19 protein-coding genes are annotated in these 25,532 nt (G+C 43.7%); 4 read left to right on the plus strand and 15 right to left on the minus strand.

Going from position 1 to position 25,532, the window contains the following annotated elements:
* Nucleotides 1–2: 2 nt before the first annotated feature.
* The 5 genes from fkpB to murJ all read right to left on the minus strand — a co-directional run bounded on the left by fkpB (nucleotide 3) and on the right by murJ (nucleotide 6,575).
* Nucleotides 3–470 (minus strand): FKBP-type peptidyl-prolyl cis-trans isomerase, encoded by a 468-nt coding sequence (gene fkpB, locus OZ660_RS13305; RefSeq protein WP_159627000.1) that lies wholly within the window; start codon nucleotides 468–470, stop codon nucleotides 3–5.
* A gap of 14 nt (nucleotides 471–484) precedes the next feature.
* The gene (gene lspA / locus OZ660_RS13310; RefSeq protein ID WP_274741226.1) at nucleotides 485–1,015 is read right to left on the minus strand and encodes a signal peptidase II; all 531 of its coding nucleotides are present in this window, start codon (nucleotides 1,013–1,015) and stop codon (nucleotides 485–487) included.
* A complete protein-coding gene (ileS, locus tag OZ660_RS13315; RefSeq protein WP_274741227.1) occupies nucleotides 1,008–3,827 on the minus strand; it encodes an isoleucine--tRNA ligase in 2,820 nt (939 codons plus the stop codon). The genes lspA and ileS overlap by 8 nt, the downstream gene beginning before the upstream one ends.
* 173 nt (nucleotides 3,828–4,000) lie before the next feature.
* Entirely contained in the window at nucleotides 4,001–4,921 is a 921-nt protein-coding gene (gene ribF / locus OZ660_RS13320) for a bifunctional riboflavin kinase/FAD synthetase (RefSeq protein ID WP_274741228.1), read from the minus strand.
* Between the two features lie 94 nt (nucleotides 4,922–5,015).
* Entirely contained in the window at nucleotides 5,016–6,575 is a 1,560-nt protein-coding gene (gene murJ / locus OZ660_RS13325; RefSeq protein WP_202266726.1) for a murein biosynthesis integral membrane protein MurJ, read from the minus strand.
* Between the two features lie 376 nt (nucleotides 6,576–6,951).
* Here murJ and rpsT point away from each other — a divergent pair, with 376 nt between their 5' ends.
* The gene (gene rpsT / locus OZ660_RS13330) at nucleotides 6,952–7,215 is read left to right on the plus strand and encodes a 30S ribosomal protein S20 (protein ID WP_202262006.1); all 264 of its coding nucleotides are present in this window, start codon (nucleotides 6,952–6,954) and stop codon (nucleotides 7,213–7,215) included.
* A 77-nt stretch (nucleotides 7,216–7,292) separates the two neighbouring features.
* On the opposite strand, the gene OZ660_RS13335 is transcribed toward rpsT, so the two are convergent.
* The 4 genes from OZ660_RS13335 to OZ660_RS13350 are packed head-to-tail and all read right to left on the minus strand — an operon-like array spanning nucleotide 7,293 to nucleotide 10,933.
* Nucleotides 7,293–8,045 carry an SDR family oxidoreductase gene (locus tag OZ660_RS13335; protein ID WP_202262007.1) on the minus strand — a complete coding sequence of 251 codons (753 nt, stop codon included), beginning with the start codon at nucleotides 8,043–8,045 and terminating at the stop codon, nucleotides 7,293–7,295.
* Nucleotides 8,045–9,151, minus strand: a complete 1,107-nt coding sequence (locus OZ660_RS13340) for a phosphotransferase family protein (RefSeq protein ID WP_274741229.1) — start codon at nucleotides 9,149–9,151, stop codon at nucleotides 8,045–8,047. Before OZ660_RS13340 ends, OZ660_RS13335 begins: the two co-directional genes overlap by 1 nt.
* A gap of 20 nt (nucleotides 9,152–9,171) precedes the next feature.
* Complete coding sequence (locus OZ660_RS13345; protein WP_274741230.1) at nucleotides 9,172–9,987, minus strand: SDR family oxidoreductase; 816 nt, start codon at nucleotides 9,985–9,987, stop codon at nucleotides 9,172–9,174.
* Between the two features lie 52 nt (nucleotides 9,988–10,039).
* Nucleotides 10,040–10,933: a bile acid:sodium symporter family protein gene (locus tag OZ660_RS13350; RefSeq protein WP_274741231.1), complete on the minus strand. Its 894-nt coding sequence runs from the start codon at nucleotides 10,931–10,933 to the stop codon at nucleotides 10,040–10,042.
* Nucleotides 10,934–11,034: 101 nt separating this feature from the next.
* On the opposite strand from OZ660_RS13350, the gene OZ660_RS13355 reads away from it, so the two are divergent.
* The gene (locus OZ660_RS13355; RefSeq protein ID WP_342455322.1) at nucleotides 11,035–11,946 is read left to right on the plus strand and encodes a LysR family transcriptional regulator; all 912 of its coding nucleotides are present in this window, start codon (nucleotides 11,035–11,037) and stop codon (nucleotides 11,944–11,946) included.
* A gap of 45 nt (nucleotides 11,947–11,991) precedes the next feature.
* Here the strand turns inward: OZ660_RS13355 and OZ660_RS13360 are convergent, their stop codons facing one another.
* Nucleotides 11,992–14,010, minus strand: a complete 2,019-nt coding sequence (locus OZ660_RS13360; protein WP_274741232.1) for a hypothetical protein — start codon at nucleotides 14,008–14,010, stop codon at nucleotides 11,992–11,994.
* 295 nt (nucleotides 14,011–14,305) lie between these two features.
* Here OZ660_RS13360 and OZ660_RS13365 point away from each other — a divergent pair, with 295 nt between their 5' ends.
* The gene (locus tag OZ660_RS13365; RefSeq protein WP_274741233.1) at nucleotides 14,306–15,103 is read left to right on the plus strand and encodes a UDP-2,3-diacylglucosamine diphosphatase; all 798 of its coding nucleotides are present in this window, start codon (nucleotides 14,306–14,308) and stop codon (nucleotides 15,101–15,103) included.
* 156 nt (nucleotides 15,104–15,259) lie between these two features.
* Complete coding sequence (locus OZ660_RS13370; protein ID WP_274741234.1) at nucleotides 15,260–16,978, plus strand: lysophospholipid acyltransferase family protein; 1,719 nt, start codon at nucleotides 15,260–15,262, stop codon at nucleotides 16,976–16,978.
* 53 nt (nucleotides 16,979–17,031) lie between these two features.
* Here OZ660_RS13370 and dapE read toward each other — a convergent pair whose 3' ends face one another.
* The 5 genes from dapE to OZ660_RS13395 form a co-directional block, all read right to left on the minus strand.
* Nucleotides 17,032–18,207: a succinyl-diaminopimelate desuccinylase gene (gene dapE, locus OZ660_RS13375; RefSeq protein WP_274741235.1), complete on the minus strand. Its 1,176-nt coding sequence runs from the start codon at nucleotides 18,205–18,207 to the stop codon at nucleotides 17,032–17,034.
* Nucleotides 18,208–18,738: 531 nt separating this feature from the next.
* Complete coding sequence (locus OZ660_RS13380; protein WP_274741236.1) at nucleotides 18,739–20,631, minus strand: SurA N-terminal domain-containing protein; 1,893 nt, start codon at nucleotides 20,629–20,631, stop codon at nucleotides 18,739–18,741.
* Between the two features lie 305 nt (nucleotides 20,632–20,936).
* The gene (gene hupB, locus OZ660_RS13385; protein ID WP_012518978.1) at nucleotides 20,937–21,209 is read right to left on the minus strand and encodes a nucleoid-associated protein HU-beta; all 273 of its coding nucleotides are present in this window, start codon (nucleotides 21,207–21,209) and stop codon (nucleotides 20,937–20,939) included.
* Between the two features lie 310 nt (nucleotides 21,210–21,519).
* Nucleotides 21,520–23,871, minus strand: a complete 2,352-nt coding sequence (lon, locus tag OZ660_RS13390) for an endopeptidase La (protein WP_274741238.1) — start codon at nucleotides 23,869–23,871, stop codon at nucleotides 21,520–21,522.
* Between the two features lie 260 nt (nucleotides 23,872–24,131).
* Nucleotides 24,132–25,040 carry a DUF4350 domain-containing protein gene (locus tag OZ660_RS13395; RefSeq protein WP_274741239.1) on the minus strand — a complete coding sequence of 303 codons (909 nt, stop codon included), beginning with the start codon at nucleotides 25,038–25,040 and terminating at the stop codon, nucleotides 24,132–24,134.
* Nucleotides 25,041–25,532: the final 492 nt, after the last annotated feature.

Raw genomic sequence — 25,532 nt, forward strand, 5'->3', positions numbered from 1 at the left:
GATTAATTTACCTCTTGTGCCGAAGCACCTGGCTTAACATCGACAATTTCCACATCAAAGATGACAGTTTGCCCCGCAAGAGGGTGATTGAAGTCTACTGTCACAGAGTCGCCTGCCACACTTCGAATAATACCCGGTATTTCAGAGCCATCAGGCTGAGAAAAAGCCAAGATCATCCCCTCTTCGATACTTAAATCGGCACTGAAGCGACTTCTATCCATATAATGAATATTGTTTGGGTTTGGCTCACCAAACGCGTCGTTTGCCGCTAACGTAAACGCCTTTTTGTCACCTTTCTTAAGGCCTAACAAACACGCCTCAAAGTTAGGAGTAAGGCTGCCATCACCCATTACCATTTTAGCGGGTTTGTTGTTAACTCGCGTACTATCTGCCGCAGAGCCATCTTCTAACTTTAAGTCAAAGTGAAGAATCACTTCGCTGTCAGCACTAATTACTAAAGAATCTGTCATGACTTTTCCGAAACTTACTTTAAGGTTTCACTATTTTGTACGCTTTTGTTGGCGTTATTGCTTTTATCACCATTTTTGACCATGTCGATAATCAATAGCGCTGCACCAATAAAGATGGCACTGTCAGCAATATTAAAGGCTGGCCAATGATAGTTGTTTACGTAAAAATCGAGGAAATCGATAACATAGCCGTGAACAAGACGGTCATACACATTGCCTAGAGCGCCACCAAGGATGAAGGCAAACGCCACTGGCAACATTTTTTGCGACCGAGGAGACTGCTTTAACCACCACAATATAACGACACTAACAACAACTGCTATAGCAGTGAAAAACCAGCGCTGCCAACCACCTGCACTATCTAAGAAGCTAAAAGCAGCACCGTAGTTGTGCACATAGGTCAGGTTAAAGAACGGCAATATTTGTATCGATTGATACAACGACATACTGTCTATCACCGCATACTTGCTCCATTGATCAAGCATAAACGCAACTGCGCTTATCCATAAAAATCGAAGGCCGGTATCGCGAAAAAGGTTAAGCATAATGACGCTCTTCTCCATCGCCATCGATATTGGTAACGCAACGACCACATAGTTCTTCATGGCCTTCATGTGTACCTACATCGTCACGATGATGCCAGCAACGAACACACTTATCTCCGCTTGCTTTATCAACGCTTAGCCACAAACCGTCCACATCGGTTTTTGTCGCACCTTCTGGCGCACTTTCAACCTTGGTCAAGCTTACACCAGAAGTGATAAGCACAAACCGAAGTTCGTCTTCCAGTTTTGCTAGTACATTGTAAAGTGACTCAGACGCATAAAGTGAAATGCTTGCCTCTAATGAACCACCTAGCTCGCCATCTTTGCGCGCTTGCTCCATTGCCTGGTTAGCAGCGTCTTTCACACTTAGTACTTGGTGCCATAGTTCATCGTTGAACGTATCGCTTTGTGTAAAATCACTGAAGCCTTCATACCAGGTCTCAGTGAAAACAAACTCACTGCGCTGACCTGGTAACGTTTCCCAGATTTCTTGTGCAGTAAAGCTAGTAATCGGTGCCATCCAGCGCACTAACGCTTCAATAATGTGGTACATCGCAGTTTGACAAGAACGACGTGCTACACCATCCGCTTTTGCAGTGTATTGGCGATCCTTTATCACGTCCAAGTAGAACGAACCTAGCTCGATGGAGCAGAAGTGCATAAGCTTCTGCGACACAACGAGTAAATCGTAATTGTTATACGCGTCGATTAGCTCACTTTGAAGCGCCTTGGCGCGAGCTACAATCCAGCGGTCTAACGCTACCATGTCATCTTCAGCAACCGCGTCTTCTACTTTGAACCCATTGAGGTTTGCCAGTAGGAATCGTGCCGTGTTGCGTACACGACGATACGAATCGGCGGCGCGTTTTAGGATTTCATCTGATACCGCAATTTCTCCACGATAGTCAGTTGATGCAACCCAAAGACGAAGAATATCCGCACCTAACTTGTTGGTAACTTCTTGTGGAGCAACTACGTTACCCACCGATTTAGACATTTTTCTACCGTGAGCATCAACGGTAAAGCCGTGGGTTAGTACTTCTTTGTAAGGCGCATGTCCATGCATCGCAGTCGATGACATCAGTGACGACATAAACCAACCACGATGCTGGTCAGAGCCTTCAAGATAAAGATCTGCTGATGCTGGAATGTCATCGCGCTGATCAACAACAAAATAATGTGTCACACCCGAGTCAAACCATACATCAAGAGTATCAGTTACTTTCTCGTAGTGCTCTAACTCGCCGCCAAGAAGGGCCGCATCGTCAATGTCCCACCACGCTTGAATACCTTTAGCTTCAACTTCTAACGCCACTTTTTCCATAAGCGCAGCTGATTCAGGGTGAATTTCACCAGTCAACTTGTGTACGTATAGAGGAATTGGCACACCCCAAGTACGTTGACGAGAAATACACCAATCTGGACGGCCTTCTACCATTTTTTCAATGCGATTTTGGCCCCAATCAGGGATCCACTTAGTCTGTTTGATTTGTTCAAGTGACTCTGCACGTAACCCTTTTTTGTCCATGCTGACAAACCACTGTGGTGTTGCACGGAAAATGATAGGTGTTTTATGACGCCAGCAGTGTGGATAGCTGTGCTCGTATTTAACGTTAAGAACAAGGTTGCCCTTTTCTTTCACAGTTTCGATGATTTCATCGTTGGCTTTAAATACAAATTGTCCGGCAAACAACGGCGTGTTTTCAAGATAAACACCGTTATTACCAACAGGGTTATACACTTCAATGTCGTATTGCTTACCTACGTTAAAGTCGTCTACACCGTGTGCTGGGGCCGTATGAACACAACCAGTACCGGATTCAGTGGTTACGTGCTCGCCAAGAATAAGCGGCACTTCTAGGTCTAGGAACGGATGGTTAACCTTAAGCTTATCAAGCGCAGCACCTGTACACGTTGCTACTTCGCGGAAGTCTTCAACCCCATAGCGATTCATACAACTTTCTAGTAGGTCTTGCGCTACAACCAACCACTCTTTCGATGGTTGAATTTCAACAATTGCATACGTCAGTTCAGGATGCAGACTGATAGCGCGGTTTGCAGGCAGTGTCCAAGGCGTCGTTGTCCAAATTACCACGCCAGCTTTGTGCGCGTGCAGATCGCTTTCTGTAACGCCGAACGCCTCAGCTATTGCGCCACTATCAGCAACAGGGAACTTTACATCGATAGCAGGTGATACTTTATCTTTGTATTCAACTTCTGCTTCAGCTAACGCTGAACCACAGTCAGTACACCAATGAACAGGTTTGAAGCCCTTTTCAAGGTGACCAGAATCTACAATTTTTCCGAGCGCGCGAATGATGTCTGCTTCAGACTTAAAATCCATGGTTTTGTAAGGATTGTCCCACTCACCGAAAACGCCCAAGCGCTTGAAATCAGCCATTTGCCCGTCAATTTGCTTCTGCGCATATTCTCGGCATTTTTGGCGAAACTCTGCAGCCGTTACTTTCTTGCCCGGCTTACCGACTTTCTTTTCTACCATCAGCTCAATTGGCAGACCGTGACAATCCCACCCTGGTACATAGGGAGAATCAAAATCGGATAAATTCTTAGACTTTACAATGATATCTTTCAGTATTTTGTTTACTGCGTGACCAATATGAATGTCGCCGTTTGCATAAGGAGGGCCATCGTGAAGAATAAAAGGCTTTTTACCCTTTTTTGCTTCACGAATTTTGCTGTATACCCCTTTTTCCTGCCAGTCTTTAAGCATTTTTGGCTCGCGCTGAGCAAGATTACCGCGCATTGGAAACGCAGTTTCTGGAAGGTTTAATGTGGCTTTGTAATCACTCATAAAATTGTATTATCCGGTTACCTTGGGTTTCACCTATTGCCGAGTAGGCATTGTGAAGGCGTTCAATTTTGTTTTGCCGCACTGCTTATTTTATCCGCGCCATTTTTTACAAACGCCAAACGGTGCAGCAAGTAAATTTATGCGTATATTTTGCGTGACTTTATCACGAACAACTACGCTAATAACAGACGCGCTTGTGCAGCATCTGCTTGAATTTGGTCTTTTAATGCCTCAAACGAAGCAAATTTAATTTCGTCTCTTATTTTGACCATAGGAAAAACAGTTATTGGCTTTCCATACAAATCACTTGATAGGTCAAAAATATGCACTTCTAATTGATTTCGCTCGCCATTAAGGGTTGGTCTGCGACCTATGTTTGCCACACCATTGTAGTGCTTGCCCTCTATGTCAACGCGAACTGCAAAAACGCCGTGTATAGGTGTTTTTTGTCGTTTAAGCATCACGTTAGCGGTAGGAAACCCGATGGTTCTCCCTTTCTTTTCGCCATGCACCACGCGGCCGTGAATGGCAAATGGTCGGCCTAGCATTTCAGTAGCCAGCCCGAACTCGCTATCAGCTAATACATCTCTTACAGCGGTTGAACTAATGCGATGTGCATGCATAGTAAAGCTTTGCGTACTTACAACTTCAAAACCATATAGGCGACCAGCAGCTTTGAGCATTTCAAAATCGCCTTTGCGTCCATTGCCAAAACGAAAATCATCACCGACAACAAGAAATTTAACGCCTAATTTGTCGACAAGGAGATCGTGTACGAAAGTGTCCGCACTTTGTTTGGCAAACTCGGCATTGAAGCGCACCGCTAGCAATCTATCCACGCCTTGCTGTTTGAGCAACTCGTATTTTTCACGAAGTGGGCTGATTCGCGCTGGCGCCCTTTCAGGCATAAAGACTTCTTCAGGTTGAGGCTCAAACACCATGACAGTTGCAGGCAGTGAAAGAGACTTTGCTTTTTCAAGCACATTAGCTAACACAGCCTGATGGCCACGGTGCACACCGTCGAACTTGCCAATAGTGAGCACACACCCCTTATGGTGCGGTTTTACATTGTTTAGCCCGCGGATAAATTCCACTTTTAGCCACTACCTTATAACTGCTAGAAAATCAAAGCTCGCGATTATAGCCGACCACGAGCACAATACCAAGCGTAAGCCAGCCACCAAAACGCTAGTCGCCGCCGCTTCTAAAATGCCGAGGTCGCATTCCCAATATCAACATTGTGATAAGGAAAAGCACAACAGACATTGAGATTGTCATTCCTACCTCAAGCATTTGAGTAGACAACGACAGTTCAAAAAATGCGAGACCTTTATCGCGGTAGTAGATAAGCCCTCCCATCGCCGCGCTCGCGATTACCACACGCAAAATAAATAATACAGAGGTACGACTAAGTACAAAAACCCCCTGTTGATGGAGCGTAATGTACAACAGTGCTGCATTTAATGTTGCAGACATGCTGGTAGCGATTGCTAGTCCAACGTAGCCAAAAGGAACCGCCAACACTAAATTGAACACCATATTGGCAACCATACACCAAATACCGAATTTAACGGGGGTCTTAGTGTCTTGCCTAGAATAAAACCCCGGTGCCAATATTTTTACCAACATAAAACTGAGTAAGCCGAATGAATACGCGGTAAGGGAATAGGACGCCATGATGGCCGTTTCTGCGGTAAACGCACCGCGTTGGAATATCACAGTAAGGATAGGACGCGCCATAACACCAAGGCCCACGGCCGCTGGAATACCTAAAAGACATACCATTCTAAATGCCCAATCGATGTTGGCTGAAAAAGCCTTGGGGTTGTTGCTGACATGGTTTCGCGACAGCGTAGGCAATATTACAGTAGCAATGGCAATACCAAATAGCCCTAAAGGAAATTCCAGCAGGCGATCAGAATAATACAGCCAGCTGATTGACCCAGTAACAAGAAAACTGGCAATAAACGTATCAAACAACAAGTTAATTTGACCGACCGATACACCGAACAGTGCCGGTATCATGAGCGTGCGCACTTTAACGACATTCTCGTCGTGCCATCCCCATTTAGGTTTTACCAATAAGCCAGCCTTAAACAAAAAGGGAAGTTGAAATAAAAACTGGACAATACCACCAATAAATACCCCCCAAGCAAGCGCATAGGCGGGCTGTTCAAAGGTAGGCGCAAGAAAAATAGCACACGTTATTATACAAACATTCAGTAATACGGGCGTAAATGCCGCCACGGCAAATTTATTTAACGTGTTGAGAATGGCGCCAGCTAGCCCCGTTAATGAGATAAACGCTAGATAAGGGAATGTGATCTTTAACATAGTAGAGGCAAGCACAAACTTATCCCCTGCTTCGTCGCCTTCAAGCCATGCCATAAACCAGCCCGTACCAAAAAGCGCAGCCAAAACAGGAGATGCAATCACCCCAATAATAGAGACGACGAAAACAATAGCCCCGAGTGTGCCGCTAACTTTCGCAACAAACTCTCGCAACTGCCGCTTATCATCATTTTCGTGTACTTCCGTCAGCACCGGAATAAACGCTTGAGCAAAAGCGCCTTCAGCAAATAAACGCCGCAAAAAATTAGGGATTTTGTTTGCGAAGAAAAATACATCCGCTGCCGCACCGTCGCCCATAAGACGTGCCACCACCACATCGCGAACAAGTCCTAGCACGCGTGAGACCAGTGTCATAACACTGACGATTATTCCCGATTTAATTAACTTGCGCGACACGTAATACTTCCAGGTTATAAAGTGCCGAAACGCAGAAGATGAGGTGCGCCGCACTGTGATAATAAAGAATGATTAAATCATGATAACCAAAGGTGTGTGAGGGTGAAACGATTTATTCAAAATAGTTGTGCACCTTTAGTAAGTTTCTTGCTATAATCCGCGCCCGATATGGGATGCCATGGTTGAGCGTTGCGCTCTCTTAATGTCCGCTAAAAATGTCGCAAAGAATGTGCAACGTGTTGAGCATACTTTGTGTTCAATAGCTTGCGCGTTTAACGCGGTACGATTTAAGTTTTAAATCGTTTGACATTTAGGCGTTTGCTAGGCACAATCCGCACCCTCGTTTTTGACATGAATTTATTTTGGGAGTTACACCTTGGCTAACATTAAGTCTGCTAAGAAGCGTGCAATCCAAGCCGAAAAGCGTCGCCAGCATAACGCTAGCCGCCGTTCAATGACTCGTACAAGCATCAAAAAAGTAGTTGCTGCTATCGCTAGTGGCGATAAAGAAGCTGCACAAGCTGCACTTACTGCTGCTACTCCGATTCTTGACAGAATGGCTACTAAAGGCTTGATTCACAAGAACAAAGCTGCTCGTCATAAGAGCCGTCTAGCTGCACAAATCAAAGCACTAGGTTAATCTTTAAGATTAGTAGTAAAAAAGCGCCCTATGGCGCTTTTTTTGTATCTGCTCAACTATAATTGTGCTTTTGTGTATTAGCTCATCTTTCGCATACTACTTGCAGGCGCAATTCGCATCACCCAATGCAGTAACGCCCATGGCCAGCTTGGTACGTATGCATTCGCTTTTTCTTTATTTATCGCCTTCACCATTGCTCGACAACCAACATCGGTATCAACGATAAAAGGGACTTTTTCGACTTTTTCATTTATCTCACTGCGAATAAAACCCGGGTGGATACAAGTCACCTTAATGGGTGTATTCATCACATCCATTCTAATCCCTTCAGTCATAGAGGTTAATCCTGCTTTTGTTGCAGCATAAACTGTCATAGCACGTCTGAAACCACGCACTGCGCTGATCGATGAAATAGTGACAAGGTGACCACTATTTTGAGCTCTAAAGATAGCCATTGCCGCTTCGCACTGCGCCAATGCTGACACAAAATTAGTAACGGCCGTTTGTTTGTTGGCATGAAAGAAGCCTGTACCTATCGAAGCCCCCTTGCCCATTCCAGCATTTACAATAACACGGTCTAGCTGTCCCATATCGGCTTTAAAAGCATCAAATACTTCAAAGACCGCATCGTGGTCGTTGACATCTAATGCGCGAATAAACACATTGATATTAGGGTTTAAATCTAATAGTTCTTGCTTAACCTTTTCGAGGTTATCTACACGTCTTGCACACAGCGCCAAATTACAACCTTGTTTTGCAAACTCAATGGCCATTCCCTTGCCAAGTCCTGAACTTGCACCTGTGATCAGAATATTTTGTCTTGTTGTCATTATCGTTTTCCTGATGCTTTTATGGCTTTATTACATCGCCACATTAAATAATGTATAAAAATCCAAAAGTTTTTAAATGCTGGGTTGTTTGTTTGTCCGTGGTGATAGCGATAATAAATTTGCTGAGCAATACCCGCTAATCTAAACAAACCATACACCTCGTAAAACGTAAAATCTTCTACATCAACTTCCATTTCTTTACAGTAGTACGCCACTACCTGTTTGCGCGTCAACATGCCCGGCAGGTGTGTCGGTTGTCTTCGGGTTGACTGTGCTAAAAAGTCATCATCTGCTTGTACCCAGTAAGCCAATGTATTGCCTAAGTCCATCAATGGATCGCCTAGTGTGGCCAACTCCCAGTCCAACACACCTATGATTTCGGTATAGCTATTTGGGTTAAGCACCACGTTATCAAAGCGAAAATCATTGTGCGTGATACATATGCGCTCGTGAATAGGCATATGCTTTTCAAGCCAACGCATAATCTTTTTACCCGATGGCACGTTCCAGGTTTTTGCTTTACTGTAACGCTCGCTCCACCCACTTATTTGCCGTTCTATGTACCCTTGCCCTTTGCCCAAGTGCGACAACCCTGTGCTCTTAAAGTCCACTTTGTGCAATTCAATCAGGCTATCGAGCACATTGGTACACAGCAGTTTAGTTTGCGACTCGGTGGTTTGTAGCCCCTTAGGCAGATTTTTTCGGGGAATAATACCTGTGAGCTTCTCCATAACATAAAAGTCGGTTCCAATGATGCTTTCATCATCACAAAACCCCAACATTTCAGGTACATAGCGATATACAGGTTTAAGCGCTTTTTGCAGGCGATATTCCCGCCCCATATCGTGTGCACCTTTTGCTTTGGTGCCTGCAGGGGCTCTGCGCAATATTAACGACGTATTTTCATAGTCAAGACAGTAAGTCCAGTTAGACGCACCACCCGCATATTGGGTTACTTTAGGCTTACCTTCTAGCGTTAGCTTAGTATTAGGGGCTGTTGACGCCTGCTGTGACAACGACGACTTTAGCCAGTCATCGACGGCCTCAGTGTTAAGTTCTTCTCCAATTCGAACACTGTCCGCTCTATCTACTACATTATGTGACATATCATTTCCACTTAAAGAATTTAGCGTTTTTCCATTGCTCGTTTCATCGATTTTGTCTGACCAAGCATACTGTTAATGTAACGCTGGTTAGGAAGAAATTTCTTCAGCCAATAAGCGCGTTTGCCTAACTTATGGGTAAGTATCAAAAAGCGTTTCTGTTGAACCTGTTGGTAAATAGACTCTGCGACATCTTCTTTTGTAATGTCGGCTTTGCTAAAGAAGCGATTTATCATTTTATGCGCAGCAGGGTTACTACTTCTCATTGACTCATCTAAATTCGTTTTGAAAAAACTGGGGCATACAACACTGACATTAATATTGTCGGGAGCCAGTTCTAATTTCATTGTTTCAGAAAAAGCCACAACGGCCGCTTTTACCGCATTGTAGCTTCCCATATAAGGTATGGGAGTCAATCCAGCTTGGGATGCGATATTGACAAAATATCCGTGACCTTGTTGTCGCATAAGCGGTACGAGTGCACGACTGACTCTTACCATACCAAGCATATTGATATCAAAAACCCACTGCCATTGTTCCAAAGTTTCATCAAGTAAGCTTCCGCCAGTAGCTACACCCGCATTATTAAATACGTAATCTATCGCCTGCCAACGCGCTTCTATTCTTTGAACAAGTTCAAGTACATCGTCGTCAGAAGTAATGTCACAATGCACATAAAAAGCTTTTGCACCAAGCCCTTTCAACAGCTCTAGGGTTTCATTTGCTCTAGAAGTGTTTACATCAGCAATACACACTTCTATTCCCGGGTGCTTCTCGGCCCATTTTATTGCTAGCGCCTGCCCTAACCCCGTCGCGCCTCCTGTGATGACTATACGCATACTTTTATTCTCTCTTTTTGCGTTCACTAATTATGTTGTAGTTATGGGTAACTTATAGTGCCTGCTGTGTTTTTTCACTGTGCAGGTGTTTTTGCGCCTTTCTCTTAGCCCAAAGCGCAAGCAATGCCGGCCCAATATACATGGCTATGCCATAAACGCCTGGGGCGATAGCATAGTCAGGCGACTTTATAAAACTAATACAAATTAACATTGCTAGCGCAGCATTCTGTACACCAATTTCTATCGCTAGCGTCAGTCCATCTTTTACGCTTAGACCGGCGAATCTCGATAGTAAGATACCTAGCCCTACGGACGAAACGTTCAGCGTTACACATACAAAAAAAGCATCTTCTAACGATGTGGCCAAGCTATCTTTCTCAGAAATCAGCACACCTGCAATCATTAACAACATAAAATACATTGAGAACTGGCGAAAGAACCCTTCAGTTCGCATAGCAAACTCAGTGCTAGCCACGCGTATGGCCATGCCGACGATCACTGGCACAATTGAAACACTGACAAGCCCTACCACGGTTTGCATCATTGAAAACGATGGTGCACTGTCTTGCACAAAATAGTTAATGGCAAACTGAATGATAAAGGGTGTCGTAAAAACGCAGGCAATCGTTGAAATTGCAGTAAGACTCACAGACAGGGCTAGATTAGCCTTGGCAATGTGGCTGATTAAATTACTCGTTGTCCCCCCAGGACAAGCCGCCAGTACCATCACCCCTACAGCAATATACTCAGGCAGTGAAAAAACAAGACACAACAAAAATGCCAAGATGGGTAACAGTACAATTTGCCCTATAAACCCTGATAGCACGGCCTTTGGCGCTTTAAGTAAACGCGAAAAGTCTTGCAGGGTTAGCGTTAACCCCATACCAAACATGATGAACGCCAATGCCAGAGGTAACAATACCTCAGTAAGTACTGATGCCTGCATAAACACGCCCCTTACAAAAGAAACCTTTTATTAACAATTGAAGCAGTGTACGCTGTTTTAAAATAAACAAAAATGATGTGTTATTATGGAAAGCCATAAATATGATGCATGGTAAGATCGATCTTAACCTCTTTATCGTGTTAAGAGCAGTTTATGAACAAGGTAGTATAACTAAAGCAGCAAGGCACCTTCATTTAACCCAGCCAGCCGTTAGTCATGCATTAGGCAGATTGCGAGTCAACTTTAAAGATGAACTTTTCGTCCGCCATGGCCGACAAATGGTGCCAACACCTTTATGCCAGAAAATCATTGCTCCAGTCAGTCAAGCCGTTGATGCACTAGAACAAACCGTACAAGGTGATGTAACCTTTGATATTACTGCTTCGGCAAGGCAGCTAAAGCTGGGTCTGAGGGATATATTAGAGTCGACGTTTCTTCCCACGCTTATGCCTGACCTAATTACCCATACTCCCAATATTTCGGTATGTAGCAGACAAGTCACATGGCCAGAGATAGAGCCGTTATTAACGAAAAAAGAGCTGGATCTTGTGATTGACGTTCTGGTTCCAACAAGTGAAGACATTCAGTCACAGTTTGTCTGCAACGAGCGCTTTGCCGTGGTGAGTGCACCAAACAATCCTTACCTGAAAAATCCAACAATAAAGGGCTACGCTGCTGCGCAACATATCTTGGTAACGCTCAAAGACTCTAAGCTAGATAGCGTGGAGCTCGCACTTGCCCAACATAACATGCATCGTAACATTGCACTTCAATGTGAACATTACTTTGCAGCTGTGCACGTCTCCAGTCAATGCTCACTTCTTCTGACAATGCCAGAGCGCTATGCCTATCAGCTTAGTGAAAAGTTCGACATTATTGTTTCTCCGCTTCCGTTTGAGGTCCCACTGCTACCGGTTTACATGTATTGGCACAAAAAGTATGCAGATGATTTAGTCAACAAATGGATGCGCAGTAAATTGGTAGAAGTTACCGAATTATTGGGTTTGAAATAAAAAAGGCTGATATCAAATATCAGCCTTTGCAAAACAATAGTAGGTTTATAGAACAGGCAACGTCATTGTTCCTGAGCCAGTTTCACCCTCTTTTGTTTGATACTCGTAAGAGAAGGTCACGGTTACAGGATAATCAGCTGTATTATCTTCAAGATAGATATTGATTGAACGTCTGTAGACGTGGCTACCGTCGGTAGCAGTCGTGCCGAGCATAATATTTTCGCTTGAATTGTTATCAACAATCTCATTTTCTGCAGCATCTAGGGCTAAATAGGGAGTCGCCGAAACATAGCCATCTCTAACAATTTCATACTGTCTTTCTCGTGTATACACACTACCATTTTCTGAGTAGCTTTGTGTATTCAAAATAAGATAGTTTAGCGATTCTATTGATGTAGGTAGTAGCACACTCACATTTCTGCTGTAAGGATATGCAGGATTGGCAACACCTGCAGTATTTTCACTAACGATCACAGCGCCATTTGTGTAGTAGTTAAAGTTATCTAACACTAACGAGTTAATATCAAAGTCACCAGCATCACTTGCAGGCGTGGTAAATGAGTACTCGTCATCATACAATTCAGTTGCAGGCGTGCCTGAAGCAGGGGTAACTTCGCCAATTTCATAACGGTATGACGTGTTCCCTTGTAACGCTTCATCAGGCGTAAAGGTGTGCTTTATGCCGCCTAATGCTTGGCTTGCTGTTACACTTACTTCTCTGTCTGTGCTTCTAACATACGTATACCCTGCAGGTACAGTGTCGTCCGCTGAATCATTTCCACGTGTAACGGTAACGTCTTCATACACTAAGCTAACTTCTTCACTGTCTATACTAACCGCTTCGCTGTAAAAAACAGAGTAAGCGAAGTCATCACTGTTTAAGTTAGACGTAATAAATTCAACAGTAGAACTTGGTACCACTTCACGCGCTACCAGCACAAGATTAAGGGTTTCTTCATCTGCAATGCTGTAGTAGCTATTAGAGTCATACCCAGACAAATTTACGCTAATACGCGTTTCGTTTGTTTGAGACGTTGTATACCTTGATAGCGAAATCCTACCCGTAGAATAAGTAACATCATCGCTAGTGAATGACGGCATCTCTATGTCACTATAATTGTTGAAAGGCACCGTCATTTCATGCACTTGCGCTTCGCTATCAAACGATGAATTTATTGTCTCATCTTCAATTTCAACAATAAATGCTGCTTCGTCTAACACATTTCCTTGCGTATCGATAAGTGTGATGGAGAGTGACTTTTCTTCATCGACAATAACCTCAGGTTCACCCAGTGTAATCTCTGATGCGTCCAATTCATTGGCATTGTAGATATACATTTTATCATCAACAATGCTCACAAAATCTAGAGAAGCAGTAGCGAAATCAGCTGCGCCGTCATCATCCAAGTCAATATCTGCACGCAAAGTTACTGCCAAGTCTTTTGGTAGCGTAATATCGTACTGTTGCGTCTCTTCGTTAAACGTTGTGCTATGTGCAAAATCAAACACGTTGCTAGTTGCCACACCTGAATATGAGAAACCAGTAAAAGAAAGACCACTAATTGCTTCTCCAGTGCTCTCATCCATAACTGAGAAAGTCACGTTGACAGGCTCAGATAGCATTAAAGTACCGATATCATCAAACCCTTCACCGGTGCTTACCGGTGCGGTTGTTATAAAGTATGCGCGACTCATGTAGCTGCCATCGGATGTTGATGCTACAACAGTCAAATCTGAACTTGATGGCAACCCTTCAATAGTAAATTGCCCATTGTCAGCTTCGACATTCTCGGCAAGAACTGATTCCCCCTGATAAACAGTAACCAACACATTATCTACAGGTGTCTCGCTATCAACACCAATCACTAAACCAGAAAGCGTTACGGAAGTCTGACTATTTTCTAATTGTTCAGCTAAAAGGTTATTTTGTTCAGTCAGCACAGCGTTTTGTTGATTCAACGCATCGACTACGCCATCGTTACTGTCGTCATCAACTTCAATACAGCCCGTTAGCGCAAGCGAAACAAATAGAGGAATTGGAGCGAGTTTTTTGTTTAACTTCATGTTTCATCCTTATACAAGTTTATTGCAACAAAAATAGTAAGGATGAAAGAAAACACGTTTAGGAAATGACAATAGAGCGAGAATATGTACTGCCATGTACATTGTCATACTTCATCCTTGATGAGAATAGACTACCTATTTCAAGATACTTTTTCACCTTAAATTTTTGAAAATGCTATTTCCATACAACAAAAAGCACGTTTCTGTGTGTCACACAATGGTCAAGCGAGCGTCACTTAACTGTCAATTACAACTTCTATAGTGGCGTTCCAAGGCATCGCTTTGGGACTTCGCTATGAAAAAGATTCACTACCGCACACTTTGGCTTTCCGATATCCATTTGGGCAATCGAGACTGCAAAGCCGAATACTTACTTTCTTTCTTAGACAGTATTACCGTCGACACACTTTACTTAGTTGGCGATATTGTTGACATGTGGCAAATGACCAAGCAATTTCGCTGGCCAAAAGCCCACAATCAAGTCATGCACAAGTTCATGCAAATGAGCCAAGAAGGTACACGGGTTGTTTATTTACCTGGCAACCATGACGAACCAATTCAATCTTATTCAGGCATGGCTTTTGGTGATATAGAAATTGAACGCGAACTTGTTCATACCACAGCGCAAGGTAAACGCTATCTGGTACTACATGGTGATCAATTTGATGGCGATGTCACTATGGGTAGGTTTCACGCATGGATTGGCGATAAAGGGTACGACCTTTTGCTATTTCTTAATCGTGAATATAACCGCTTAAGAGCATGGCGAAAGCGAGAGTATTGGTCGCTAGCAGGGTATATCAAAAAGCATATTAAAGGGGCAAACGACGCTATCGCGCGTTACCGTGAAGCCTGCTGCAACAGAGCCAGAGAAATGGGCCTTGATGGCGTTGTATGCGGTCATATACATCACCCAGAAAGCAGTATGGAACAAGGGATCCATTATATTAACGACGGAGACTGGATTGAGAACTGCAGTGCATTGGGTGAAGACGCAAAAGGCAACCTGACACTCATTCACTACTTAGACTGCATTGAAAACGCTAACGTGGCCACGCTGAATGTAAAACCCAATCGTTCAAAGGCAGCGTAGTTACTGTACACAGTTATTACAAAATAGACGCTTATCATGCAGCTTAAGCAAAGTTACATTTCATTAACATTGTCAAATAACTGACATCAAACTGTGTGAAAAGCGTCATATTGGCCTGCTATTGTTCGGCAAAATCTAAAGAGATACACAGGCACTATGTTTACTGTAAACGATGTACTGAACAAACATTACCCTCAAGTCGCAAATAACCCGATCTTATTCAAGTCGCTGTCATTTGTGCTACGTCATCTATTGCACGAACAAGAAATTACCGAATTTGGCGAAGCATACCCTCACTACGAAGATATTGATTTTGTCGAGCAAGTTCTCGAGTATTTCAACATTAGTTATTCGACACGTGATGTAGAAAAAGAGCGGATCCCCAGTGAAGGACGTGTGGTAATTATTGCCAACCACCCAATTGGGTCTTTAGATGCACTGGCGCTAATCAAACTCGTCAGTGAAGTGAGACATGACTTAAAAGTAGTCGCCAATCAAATGTTAATGGCGATCGAACCCTTGCACGATATGCTGCTCCCCGTGAACAACATGCAAGGTGGCACGCCTAAACAACATTTATCAGCTATTCAATCACACTTAAATGATGAGGGTGCAATATTAATATTCCCCGCTGGTGAGGTCTCTCGTTTACGTCCACAAGGTGTAAGAGACACTCGTTGGCATACGGGCTTTTTGCGTATTGCACGCCAAGCAAAGTCACCTATCTTGCCAGTTTATATTGATGCAAAGAATAGCCCGCTGTTTTATGGCGTATCGATGGTGTATAAACCATTGGCCACTGCCCTACTCGTTAAGGAAATGTTTAAACAGCGTCGCAAACACCTCCCCATGCGCATTGGCGAACTTATACCCTTTGAGTCTTACAGCCAAACGACTATACCGCTAAAGGAGCAAGTCAAGCTTTTCAAGCGGCACCTTTACCGAATAGGTAGCAATAAAAAAGGTGTGTTCGATACACAAGCGTCTATCGCAATGCCAGAAGATAGAAAAGAATTAGCAAGAGCAATACGCCAGTGCGAGCACCTTGGTCAAACTGGCGATGGTAAGTCAATTTACCTTTATCAACATAAAAATTGCTCGCCTATTATGCGCGAAATTGGCCGCCTAAGAGAGATTGCCTTTAGAGCCGTAGGTGAAGGTACGAACAAACGTCGCGATATTGACCAGTACGACTCGCATTATTACCACCTTGTCTTGTGGGACGACTCAGACCTTGAAATAGTGGGCGCTTACCGATTTGGTGATGCAGAACTTTTGACTCAGCCTGAGCACCCTACTGGGTTATATTCAGCCACGTTATTTGATTACAGTGATAACAATAAAACCTTATTCGCAGAAGGCTTAGAACTAGGCAGAAGCTTTGTGCAACCACGCTATTGGGGTAAGCGCAGCTTAGACTACCTATGGTTTGGTATTGGTGCATTCTTAAGTCGCTATCCTAAATACCGTTATTTATTCGGTGCGGTATCGCTTAGCAATGCCTATCCTCAGCCTGCAAAGGATCTCATCGTACAGTTTTATTCAACACACTTTCCCGCAAAGTTTGGAGAAGCCACATGTAAGCGCCCGTACCAAATAACCCAAGATGCACTGCATTCATTCTCTGGTACCGATTACAAAGCGGAATTCACCCAGCTTAAGCATTTGCTTGCCAATATGGGCGTTAATGTACCCACTCTGTACAAGCAATACTCTGAAGTTGCCAAAGACGGTGGCGTCGCCTTTTTAGGCTTTAATGTTGACCCAGATTTCAATGACTGTATCGATGGATTAGTAGTTGTCGATATGCTTGCACTTACAGATAAAAAACGTAAGCGCTATCTACAACAGTGTGAATTTAAGGCGTCAGCGTAGCATTAAGAGTACGGCGAGCCGCGATCGACGCACTCGCCGTTAGTCTTTGTAGATTACTCACTTTTCCCAACCTGTAGCAAAATATCAGTATAGATATCTTCAAGTGTGACTAAATCTGACAAATGAATGTGCTCGTTAATTTGGTGGATTGTGCTATTGGGCACACCCACTTCAACGACTTGCGTATTATCGCCCGCAAAGAACCGTCCGTCTGACGTGCCCCCGGACGTACTAACAACAGGGTATTTACCTGTAGCACTTTTTATCGCCTTCTCTACACATGAGATTAGACAGTTGCCGTTATCAGTAGGTTTACTTAAATACGATTCACACGGGCGAGAAAAGTTGATTATCGCTGTTGCATCAGCATTGTGGATTAAGCGTTTTAAAAGGGTACTAAGACTGTCATCATCAAACTGCCAAGAATACCGAACGTTGAATTCAATTCGAACGCTACTTGGGACAATGTTGTCGGTGAAACTTCCCGTATCCATGTGCGTTATCTGAAGTGTAGTACCAGGAAAATCATCAGTCCCCTCATCGAATGCGTAGCTTTTCAATGCTTGTACTATGTCACTTGCCTTGTGGATGGCATTGATTGCCGTCTTTGGATAGGCCACATGGCCTTGCTTTCCGGCTACGGTAACCGTGGCTGACAGCGACCCTCTTCGCCCTATTTTTATGGTATCGCCTGTGCTTGATGTTGCCGTAGGCTCGCCAATCAAGCACATATCCAGTACTACATTTTGCGAATCAAGTGCTTCTTTTATCCATTTGGAACCCCATAGCGCTTCGCCTTCTTCGTCACTGGTAATCAACCACCAGTAAGTCACTTTAGTTGGATCCATACCACCAATAACGCGCTCAGTTGCTGCAAGCATAGCGGCTATGCCTGTTTTCATATCAGCAGCCCCTCTACCATAGAGTTTGTTCTGACTGATAACAGGGCTAAAGGGGTGGGATTTCCATTTCTCAAGAGGTCCAGGTGGTACTACGTCGGTATGTCCCGAAAACGCAAAGTGACAAGGACCATTCCCCCAACGGGCAATAAGGTTTTTGACGCCTTTTACGTTGTGTTTTTCACAGATAAAACCAAGTTTTTCCAGTCTGTGCATTAAATAGCTCTGACAGCCTGCATCAATAGGCGTAATCGATTCTCGCGCCATTAATACTTCAGCGAAGTGGATACTACGTGTTAGTGGAATTTGAGGTAAAGACTGAATGGACATAACACTTAACTTGCCTGTTATACGCTTTAGGCTATTAGATAAGTATAAGGTGACAATGCAATAACACTTTTACTACAAAGCAATGACAGTGAGCGTATTGGAAACGAGTTTGATATTAATAATGATGTGGCATTTCAACAGCCTGCTTGCTATAAATAGGATGTCTTAATTTTTGCGGTGCACACTGGACTCTGACGATTGGCACGCTTTAGGTATAACGTTTTAAGGTACTGATGTGATAAAAATTATTGTTCTAATTCCGCTCATCCTTTCCCTATTATGGTTTGGTTACTTACAACTAAATAAGTACACGCTGGAACAAGGAAAGCAGGGCTTTGTTTACATCATTGTATTATCTGGTGTTATCGCTGCTTTTTATACATTTATGCTATTCGTTACCCATTGAACTTACTAAGTGTAATTAAAACACGCTGACCGCTTTACAAGAATGCGTTCGGTATTAGTGAGACACAAAAAGCCCCTTTCATGAATGAAAGGGGCTTTTTAGTTAGCGTATGAGTGTGATGTTTACTACAGTGCCGCCGACACTGTTACATCCGCTTTAGCACGCAATGCTTCAATATACTGTTGGTATACACGCTGACCTTGCATTTGAGCCAGACGTTGCTTCAAGCTTTCACCCAACTCTGCATCAAGCACTGGTGCGGCATTTACAGCTTCAAGCTCCACAACTGCAACATCGCCGTTTACCGTAGTCGCTACGTCTACCTTCTTCTCTCCTTCTAGAGCAAGTGAGAATAACGTATCAACAATTGCACGAGCTAACGTTCCACCCGCTCTTGGTACTGCCTGCACAGTTTCCCAAGTGACAGATTTAGCCGCCAGTGCATCGTCAACACTTTCGCCCGCACGTACTTGTTGCGCAATGTCAAACGCCCATGCTTCAGCAGCTTCTTTGGCTTTGTCTGCTTTAACAGATGCTTCAATACCCTCGCGAACTTCGTCTAAAGACTGCGTGCGCTGAGGAAGGTGCTCTGTCACGCGCACAACAACAATATTTTCGTCATCCAGTTCGATAATGTCGCTGTTAAGTCCTTCATCAACTAGCTGTGAAGAGAAGGCAGCGTCTAATACTGCAGGAGAACTTAGTTCTACCGGTGCGGTATTACGACTAAATAACACAGATTCTTGGACTGGCAAGTCAACAGCATTAGCCACGTCTTCTAACGTATCTGGAACCTCAAATGCAATTTCTGCCATGGTATTTTGAAGTTCGAAGTACTTCTCCATCGCCGCGTCATAAAGTAACGTATCACGAATTTCGTCCGCCACTTCGTCAAATGACTTGATTTGCGCTTCTCTTAACTCGGTTAACTTGATGATGTGAAAACCAAACTCTGTTTCAACAACGTCAGAAACATCACCGACGTTTTCAAGTCCAAATGCAGCTTCATCAAACGCAGGATCCATCATTTCAGGCGTTATGAAATCAAGGTCACCGCCGTTTTCTGCAGAGAAAGTATCATCTGAGTTTGCCTCAGCCAACGCGGCGAAATCCGCACCATTGTCGAGTTCGGCTTTTAGTGCCTGTGCTTTCTCGCGAGCTGCATCGGCGTCATCACCAGCATCAATTAAGATATGTGACACACGGCGCTCTTCTTCTTTGCCATAACTATTAATGTTGTTGTCGTAATATGTGCGAACAGCTTGTTCATCGACAGACACGCGGTCTTTTAGATCGTCAACGCTAAGCTTCACATACGCCAATTTAACCTGTTCTTCAGTATCAAATGACGCAATGTTGTTATTGTAAAACGCTTCAACATCAGCATCAGTTACTTCAACACTGTCAGCAAACGCTGATGAGCTTATAACAGCGTACTTAGCGTCACGTGTTTGGCGTTGAAGCGCATTTGCCAGCTCCACTTCGCCATCCAATGAAAATGCTGAGTTAGTAAGCGCCGCTGTTAGCTGATTTTGTGTCATCTGAGTGCGCAAATAGTTGCGGAAGTCAGCTACTTGGAAACCATTTTGACGCAAAATTGCTTGAAAACGCTCGTTGTCAAATTGCCCACCAAACTGGAATTCTGGCATTTGTACAATGGTTTCACGAATTTGCTCATCACTTACTCGCAGCCCCATATCCTGAGCCTGTTGCTGAATAAGTTTTTCTGCGATTAGGCGATCTAAGACGTTTCTACGAAAGTCTGCTAGGTACTGCTCGCTAGAGAAAAGCTGAGCAATGCTTTCACCAAATTGAGACTCCATTTGCGCGCGCTGATTTTGATACGCACGCTCTAGTTCTTGTGCCGAGATTTCTTCGCCATTCACAGTTGCCACTGCAGTGGTACCAGACGAGGTAAGGTAGCTACCTACACCAGCGAATACGAAACTCAAAACGATAAGCGCAATAATGGCCATCGCCCATGGGCCTTGAGAACCTTCTCTGATTCTTTCTAGCATGATTGTTCTTCAACTCCGTTGCTTACTACAGTTATCTCTCGCAGATTATTTTCGTGTACGACAGACAAAATAAGCGGTGATTATAACTCAATGCCAGTGAATATAAACGACCTAAACTCACTATTTGTATTCGTTATTGTGGGATTTCTACAACAAACAAGAGAATTAGATGTAATGTTCAATGACGAGGTGCTTCAACGTCAGTAGCTAGGCACATTTCAGCTTGTGTCGCGTTATTGCTATCTACTGTTTACAAATAAAAAAGGCGATGGACTAGCCATCGCCTTTTTCTATAATTTCTTTGCTTAGTTACAAGCGTCTTTCAGTGCTTTACCAGCTTTGAAAGAAGGAACTTTCGCTGCTGAAATCTGAATAGTCTCACCAGTTTGTGGGTTACGGCCACTGCGAGCTGAACGTTCGCGAACTGAGAAAGTACCAAAGCCTACTAGTGCAACTTGGTCGCCGTCTTTAAGCGCAGCAGTTACTGAGTCAGTGAATGCGTCAAGAGCGCGGCCAGCAGCTGCTTTAGAAATGTCTGCACCAGCAGCGATTTGGTCGATAAGTTGAGACTTGTTCACAATTATGATCCCCTTCGATTGTTATTATACTGTTTGTCCAAAACGATTTTGCTTGAACGTTATAGCAAGCTTGATCGTTAACATCAAGCTTCGGTCACAAATAATTAACTTTTTTGTTGAATCGCTGCAATCCCTTTTGTGGCAAGGCTTCAAGCGAATACCACTTAAAGGTAACACAACTTTTGTGTGTTGAAAGCCCATTTTTCAAAAAAAACGGTATTTCTTTACTTTAACGAACAATTTTTAAGCAATTATTTCAAAAAAATGGCTACACGCCTTTAAAATTAAGCAATGCAGCCATTGTAACTAGTTAGTTTTTCACCACTTGAGAGCTTTCAACCGGCTCTTGCAAAGCAATATCTAATACATCATCAATCCACTTAACGGGGTGAATTGACAAATCTTTCTTAACATTATCTGGAATTTCTTCCAAATCGCGCTCGTTATCTTTTGGAATAACAACGGTTTTTATACCACCACGATGCGCAGCCAATAGCTTTTCTTTCAAGCCACCGATAGCTAACACTTCGCCACGAAGCGTAATTTCACCTGTCATCGCAACATCACATTTAACCGGGTTCCCAGTAAGAGACGAAACCAGTGCTGTGCACATTGCAATACCCGCACTTGGACCATCTTTAGGTGTAGCGCCTTCAGGAACGTGAACGTGAATATCACGTTTTTCGTAAAAGTCATCGTTTATACGCAGCTTTTCAGCGCGGCTTCTTACCACCGTCATCGCAGCTTTAATCGACTCTTGCATAACGTCACCAAGCGAGCCTGTAGACGTCATTTTACCTTTACCAGGCACTGATGTGGTTTCAATTGTCAGCAAATCACCGCCTACTTGTGTCCAAGCAAGACCTGTAACTTGACCTATTTGATTGTCTTTATCAGCTTTGCCATAGTCGAAACGCTGTACACCCAAATAGTCCTTAAGGTTGTCTTGGGTAACTTCAACTTTGCCTTTACTCTTCTTAAGCAAAATGTCTTTTACCGCTTTGCGACAAACTTTTGATACTTCGCGTTCAAGACCACGAACGCCGGCCTCGCGGGTATAGTAGCGAATCATACCGATAACTGCTGAATCGGTAATTTCGAGCTCCTTGGCTTTCAGGCCATTGCGCTCCATCTGCTTACCAATTAGGTGCTTTTTAGCAATGTTAAGCTTTTCATCTTCGGTATAACCCGACAAGCGGATGACTTCCATACGATCCAGTAACGGGCCTGGAATGTTCATACTATTAGAGGTTGCCACAAACATGACATCAGATAAGTCGTAGTCAACTTCTAAATAGTGATCACTAAAGCTGTTGTTCTGTTCAGGGTCAAGTACCTCAAGTAAGGCTGACGCTGGGTCACCGCGCATATCTGAAGACATCTTGTCGATTTCATCTAACAAGAACAGTGGGTTCTTAACGCCCACCTTCGCCATTTTCTGCACTAACTTACCTGGCAGTGAACCAATGTAAGTGCGACGGTGACCACGAATTTCCGCTTCATCTCGCACACCGCCAAGCGCCATACGAACATATTTACGACCAGTAGCCTTGGCAATAGATTGCCCCAGCGAGGTTTTACCCACTCCCGGTGGCCCCACAAGACACAATATAGGACCTTTAAGCTTTTTAACACGCTGCTGTACTGCGAGGTATTCCAAGATACGCTCTTTAACTTTTTCAAGGCCGTAATGGTCTTCGTTCAACACGCCTTCTGCGCGTGAAAGATCTTTTTTCACTGGCGAGCGCTTATTCCATGGCACATTGGTTAGCCACTCGATATAGCTGCGTAATACAGTTGCTTCTGCTGACATAGGCGACATCATTTTAAGCTTTTGTAATTCCGCTTTTGCCTTGTCTTCTGCCTCTTTTGGCATTTTTGCTTCAGCTATTTTCTTAGAGAGTGCTTCAAATTCATCTGGCGCGTCGTCAAGCTCGCCGAGTTCTTTTTGAATGGCCTTCATTTGCTCATTCAAATAGTACTCACGCTGACTCTTTTCCATTTGCTTTTTGACGCGGGTACGAATTTTCTTTTCGACCTGCAATAAGTCTATTTCACCTTCCATTAGCGCCATCAGATACTCAAGGCGCTCATTCACCCCTTGCATCTCAAGTACTTTCTGCTTTTCTGTCAGCTTAAGCGGCATATGCGCAGCCATAGTGTCAGCAAGGCGTGCAGCGTCTTCTATGCCATTGAGTGACGTAAGCACTTCAGGTGGAATCTTCTTGTTAAGCTTTACGTAGCCTTCAAATTGCGACACCGCTGAGCGAATAAGCACTTCCTGCTCACTCTCGTCGATTGCTTCATCTTCGAGTTTCTCTACGTTTGCAACAAAATACGGCTCTGATTGCTGGTAGCCGTCCACTTGACCTCTTACACTGCCTTCTACCAACACTTTTACTGTGCCATCTGGCAGTTTTAGTAATTGGAGAATGGTTGCAATAGTACCAACGGTATAAATGTCATCAGCCTCTGGCTCATCGACGCCAGCGTCTTTCTGCGCGACTAGAAATATTTGTTTATCGTTTTCCATTGCAGCTTCAAGGCAACGGATTGATTTTTCACGCCCAACAAATAGGGGTATGACCATATGCGGGTATACCACTACATCCCGCAAGGCAAGCACAGGAATTTCAATGCGATTTTCACGCTCAACTGTCATACTTGTTCTCAATTAGTTTGAAATGTCATTTTTATATGGGGATGCAAGAGCAAAGTTCAATCGAAACTTATTAAAGTGCGTTAATTCCTCAACCTTACCTTCCCTGCTCTACCTATAACCATTATCGATTTTTAGCCGTATGGCAACACTTAAGTCAAAAATCTGATAGAAAGAATAGGATACGTTGTACAAGTGAATAAAATTCAAACACATCAGTGATAAAAGCTACGCAACTGCCGGTTGAGAAGCTTTTACATCAATTAGTATGACACTAACCAACGCACGATATTTAATAGTAGCTGTTGATTGTCTTTTGCTGATGGTGAATTCATTCCCATCGCCCACGACTCATCGTCACTTTTAACAACTTGCGCAGTAAACATACCCGCTTCGCCAAATACAGCCACTTTACCCTTTCCGAATTTCATTATTGCCCCCTGATAGAGTCCAATGGCACTTTGTGAAGGCGTATCGTCTTCGATGGCCCATGATTTTGATGGCATCCAATTTATTGATGGTTGTGTAAATTGAAGTACAGGCTGTGCTTGCGGAGGTATTGTAAAACCTTGACCTAAAAAGCCCTGAATGACATCTACCACGTTTTCGCCATCTGCTGGTGTAACAGGAGATAGCAAAATACTCTGTGACTGACGGTCAAAAAACTGCTCTTGTTTGTTGACTATCTCCACATAGCCATTGATGAACCCAAAGCCAAATATTTCTGCCAAGTCTGACATGGCAGCAGGCCACGGCATATGATCAGCAATAAGAAAAAGTGAACCACCGTTATTTACCCAATGATAAACAGCTTCGACTTCTTCGCGAGTAAACGCCGGATAATTAGGCAAGTCCCAGTTCTGAGTATTTCTTTCATTTAGCGCATTAGCCACAACCAACACGTCGATTTCAGCAAGCGACACACGAGAAAAAGGTTTCGAATGATTTTTCAGCGTTAAACCATCGGCTTCAAGCACTTTCGCGAACGGTTTGTAGCGTCCGTCAAGGGTATGAAAATTGTGGTGCGCACTATCAACGGCGACAACCGGTGAAGATTCAAACTGACAAAAATAGCAAGCAGTGTGTTGAGGCGTAAAATCAGGGTCTACCACTTGCTGCGCAAAAGATAAAAAAGGGAAAAAAATTAATAGAGGTGCTAGATATTTAACCATATTCACGTTCCTTCGTATTTAACTGCTAGGTAGCGCATTAGTAAAACACAAACGCTTCAAAATTACATTTCTACCCGATAGCCAACGAAAACCGCATGAACCTATATAGGCTCCTCACCTAAACAAAAAACAACACTCGTCGTTTTTAAACCGCGTCAGCGAGCATGCATTAGACAAGGCAGGAAATTTAGGGGAACCGGAGTTTACTTACGGTAAATGAGGATTTCACAGACTAAGTATAAAAAAGTGCTCCGAAAACATCATCCAGTGTTTTTGTTCAGCGTCGTGAGCGAAGTGGGTGCAAGGCGGATGTTGACGAAAAACCGCGACAACCTTTGTTTTTGTTGAATCAAACCAGAAACAGCGACTGTCGTTTTTAAACCGCGTCAGCGAGCATGGTTTAGACAAGGCGGGAAGTTTTGGGGAACCGGAGTTTACTTACGGTAAATGAGGATTTCACAAAATTTACCAACGCGGTATAAACCAGCGCAG

The sequence above is a fragment of the Alteromonas sp. 009811495 genome, assembly GCF_028865455.1.
Lineage (GTDB): Bacteria > Pseudomonadota > Gammaproteobacteria > Enterobacterales > Alteromonadaceae > Alteromonas.

Bases quoted from the DNA above. Each gene is read 5' to 3' on its own strand.
- OZ660_RS13395 (WP_274741239.1), bottom strand. From the start codon at position 25,040: ATGGTTAAATATCTAGCACCTCTATTAATTTTTTTCCCTTTTTTATCT.
- lspA (WP_274741226.1), bottom strand. From the start codon at position 1,015: ATGCTTAACCTTTTTCGCGATACCGGCCTTCGATTTTTATGGATAAGC.
- fkpB (WP_159627000.1), bottom strand. From the start codon at position 470: ATGACAGATTCTTTAGTAATTAGTGCTGACAGCGAAGTGATTCTTCAC.
- ileS (WP_274741227.1), bottom strand. From the start codon at position 3,827: ATGAGTGATTACAAAGCCACATTAAACCTTCCAGAAACTGCGTTTCCA.
- OZ660_RS13370 (WP_274741234.1), top strand. From the start codon at position 15,260: ATGTTTACTGTAAACGATGTACTGAACAAACATTACCCTCAAGTCGCA.
- OZ660_RS13335 (WP_202262007.1), bottom strand. From the start codon at position 8,045: ATGACAACAAGACAAAATATTCTGATCACAGGTGCAAGTTCAGGACTT.
- OZ660_RS13360 (WP_274741232.1), bottom strand. From the start codon at position 14,010: ATGAAGTTAAACAAAAAACTCGCTCCAATTCCTCTATTTGTTTCGCTT.
- OZ660_RS13340 (WP_274741229.1), bottom strand. From the start codon at position 9,151: ATGTCACATAATGTAGTAGATAGAGCGGACAGTGTTCGAATTGGAGAA.
- lon (WP_274741238.1), bottom strand. From the start codon at position 23,871: ATGACAGTTGAGCGTGAAAATCGCATTGAAATTCCTGTGCTTGCCTTG.
- OZ660_RS13345 (WP_274741230.1), bottom strand. From the start codon at position 9,987: ATGCGTATAGTCATCACAGGAGGCGCGACGGGGTTAGGGCAGGCGCTA.
- OZ660_RS13350 (WP_274741231.1), bottom strand. From the start codon at position 10,933: ATGCAGGCATCAGTACTTACTGAGGTATTGTTACCTCTGGCATTGGCG.
- dapE (WP_274741235.1), bottom strand. From the start codon at position 18,207: ATGTCCATTCAGTCTTTACCTCAAATTCCACTAACACGTAGTATCCAC.
- OZ660_RS13355 (WP_342455322.1), top strand. From the start codon at position 11,035: ATGATGCATGGTAAGATCGATCTTAACCTCTTTATCGTGTTAAGAGCA.
- OZ660_RS13365 (WP_274741233.1), top strand. From the start codon at position 14,306: ATGAAAAAGATTCACTACCGCACACTTTGGCTTTCCGATATCCATTTG.
- OZ660_RS13380 (WP_274741236.1), bottom strand. From the start codon at position 20,631: ATGCTAGAAAGAATCAGAGAAGGTTCTCAAGGCCCATGGGCGATGGCC.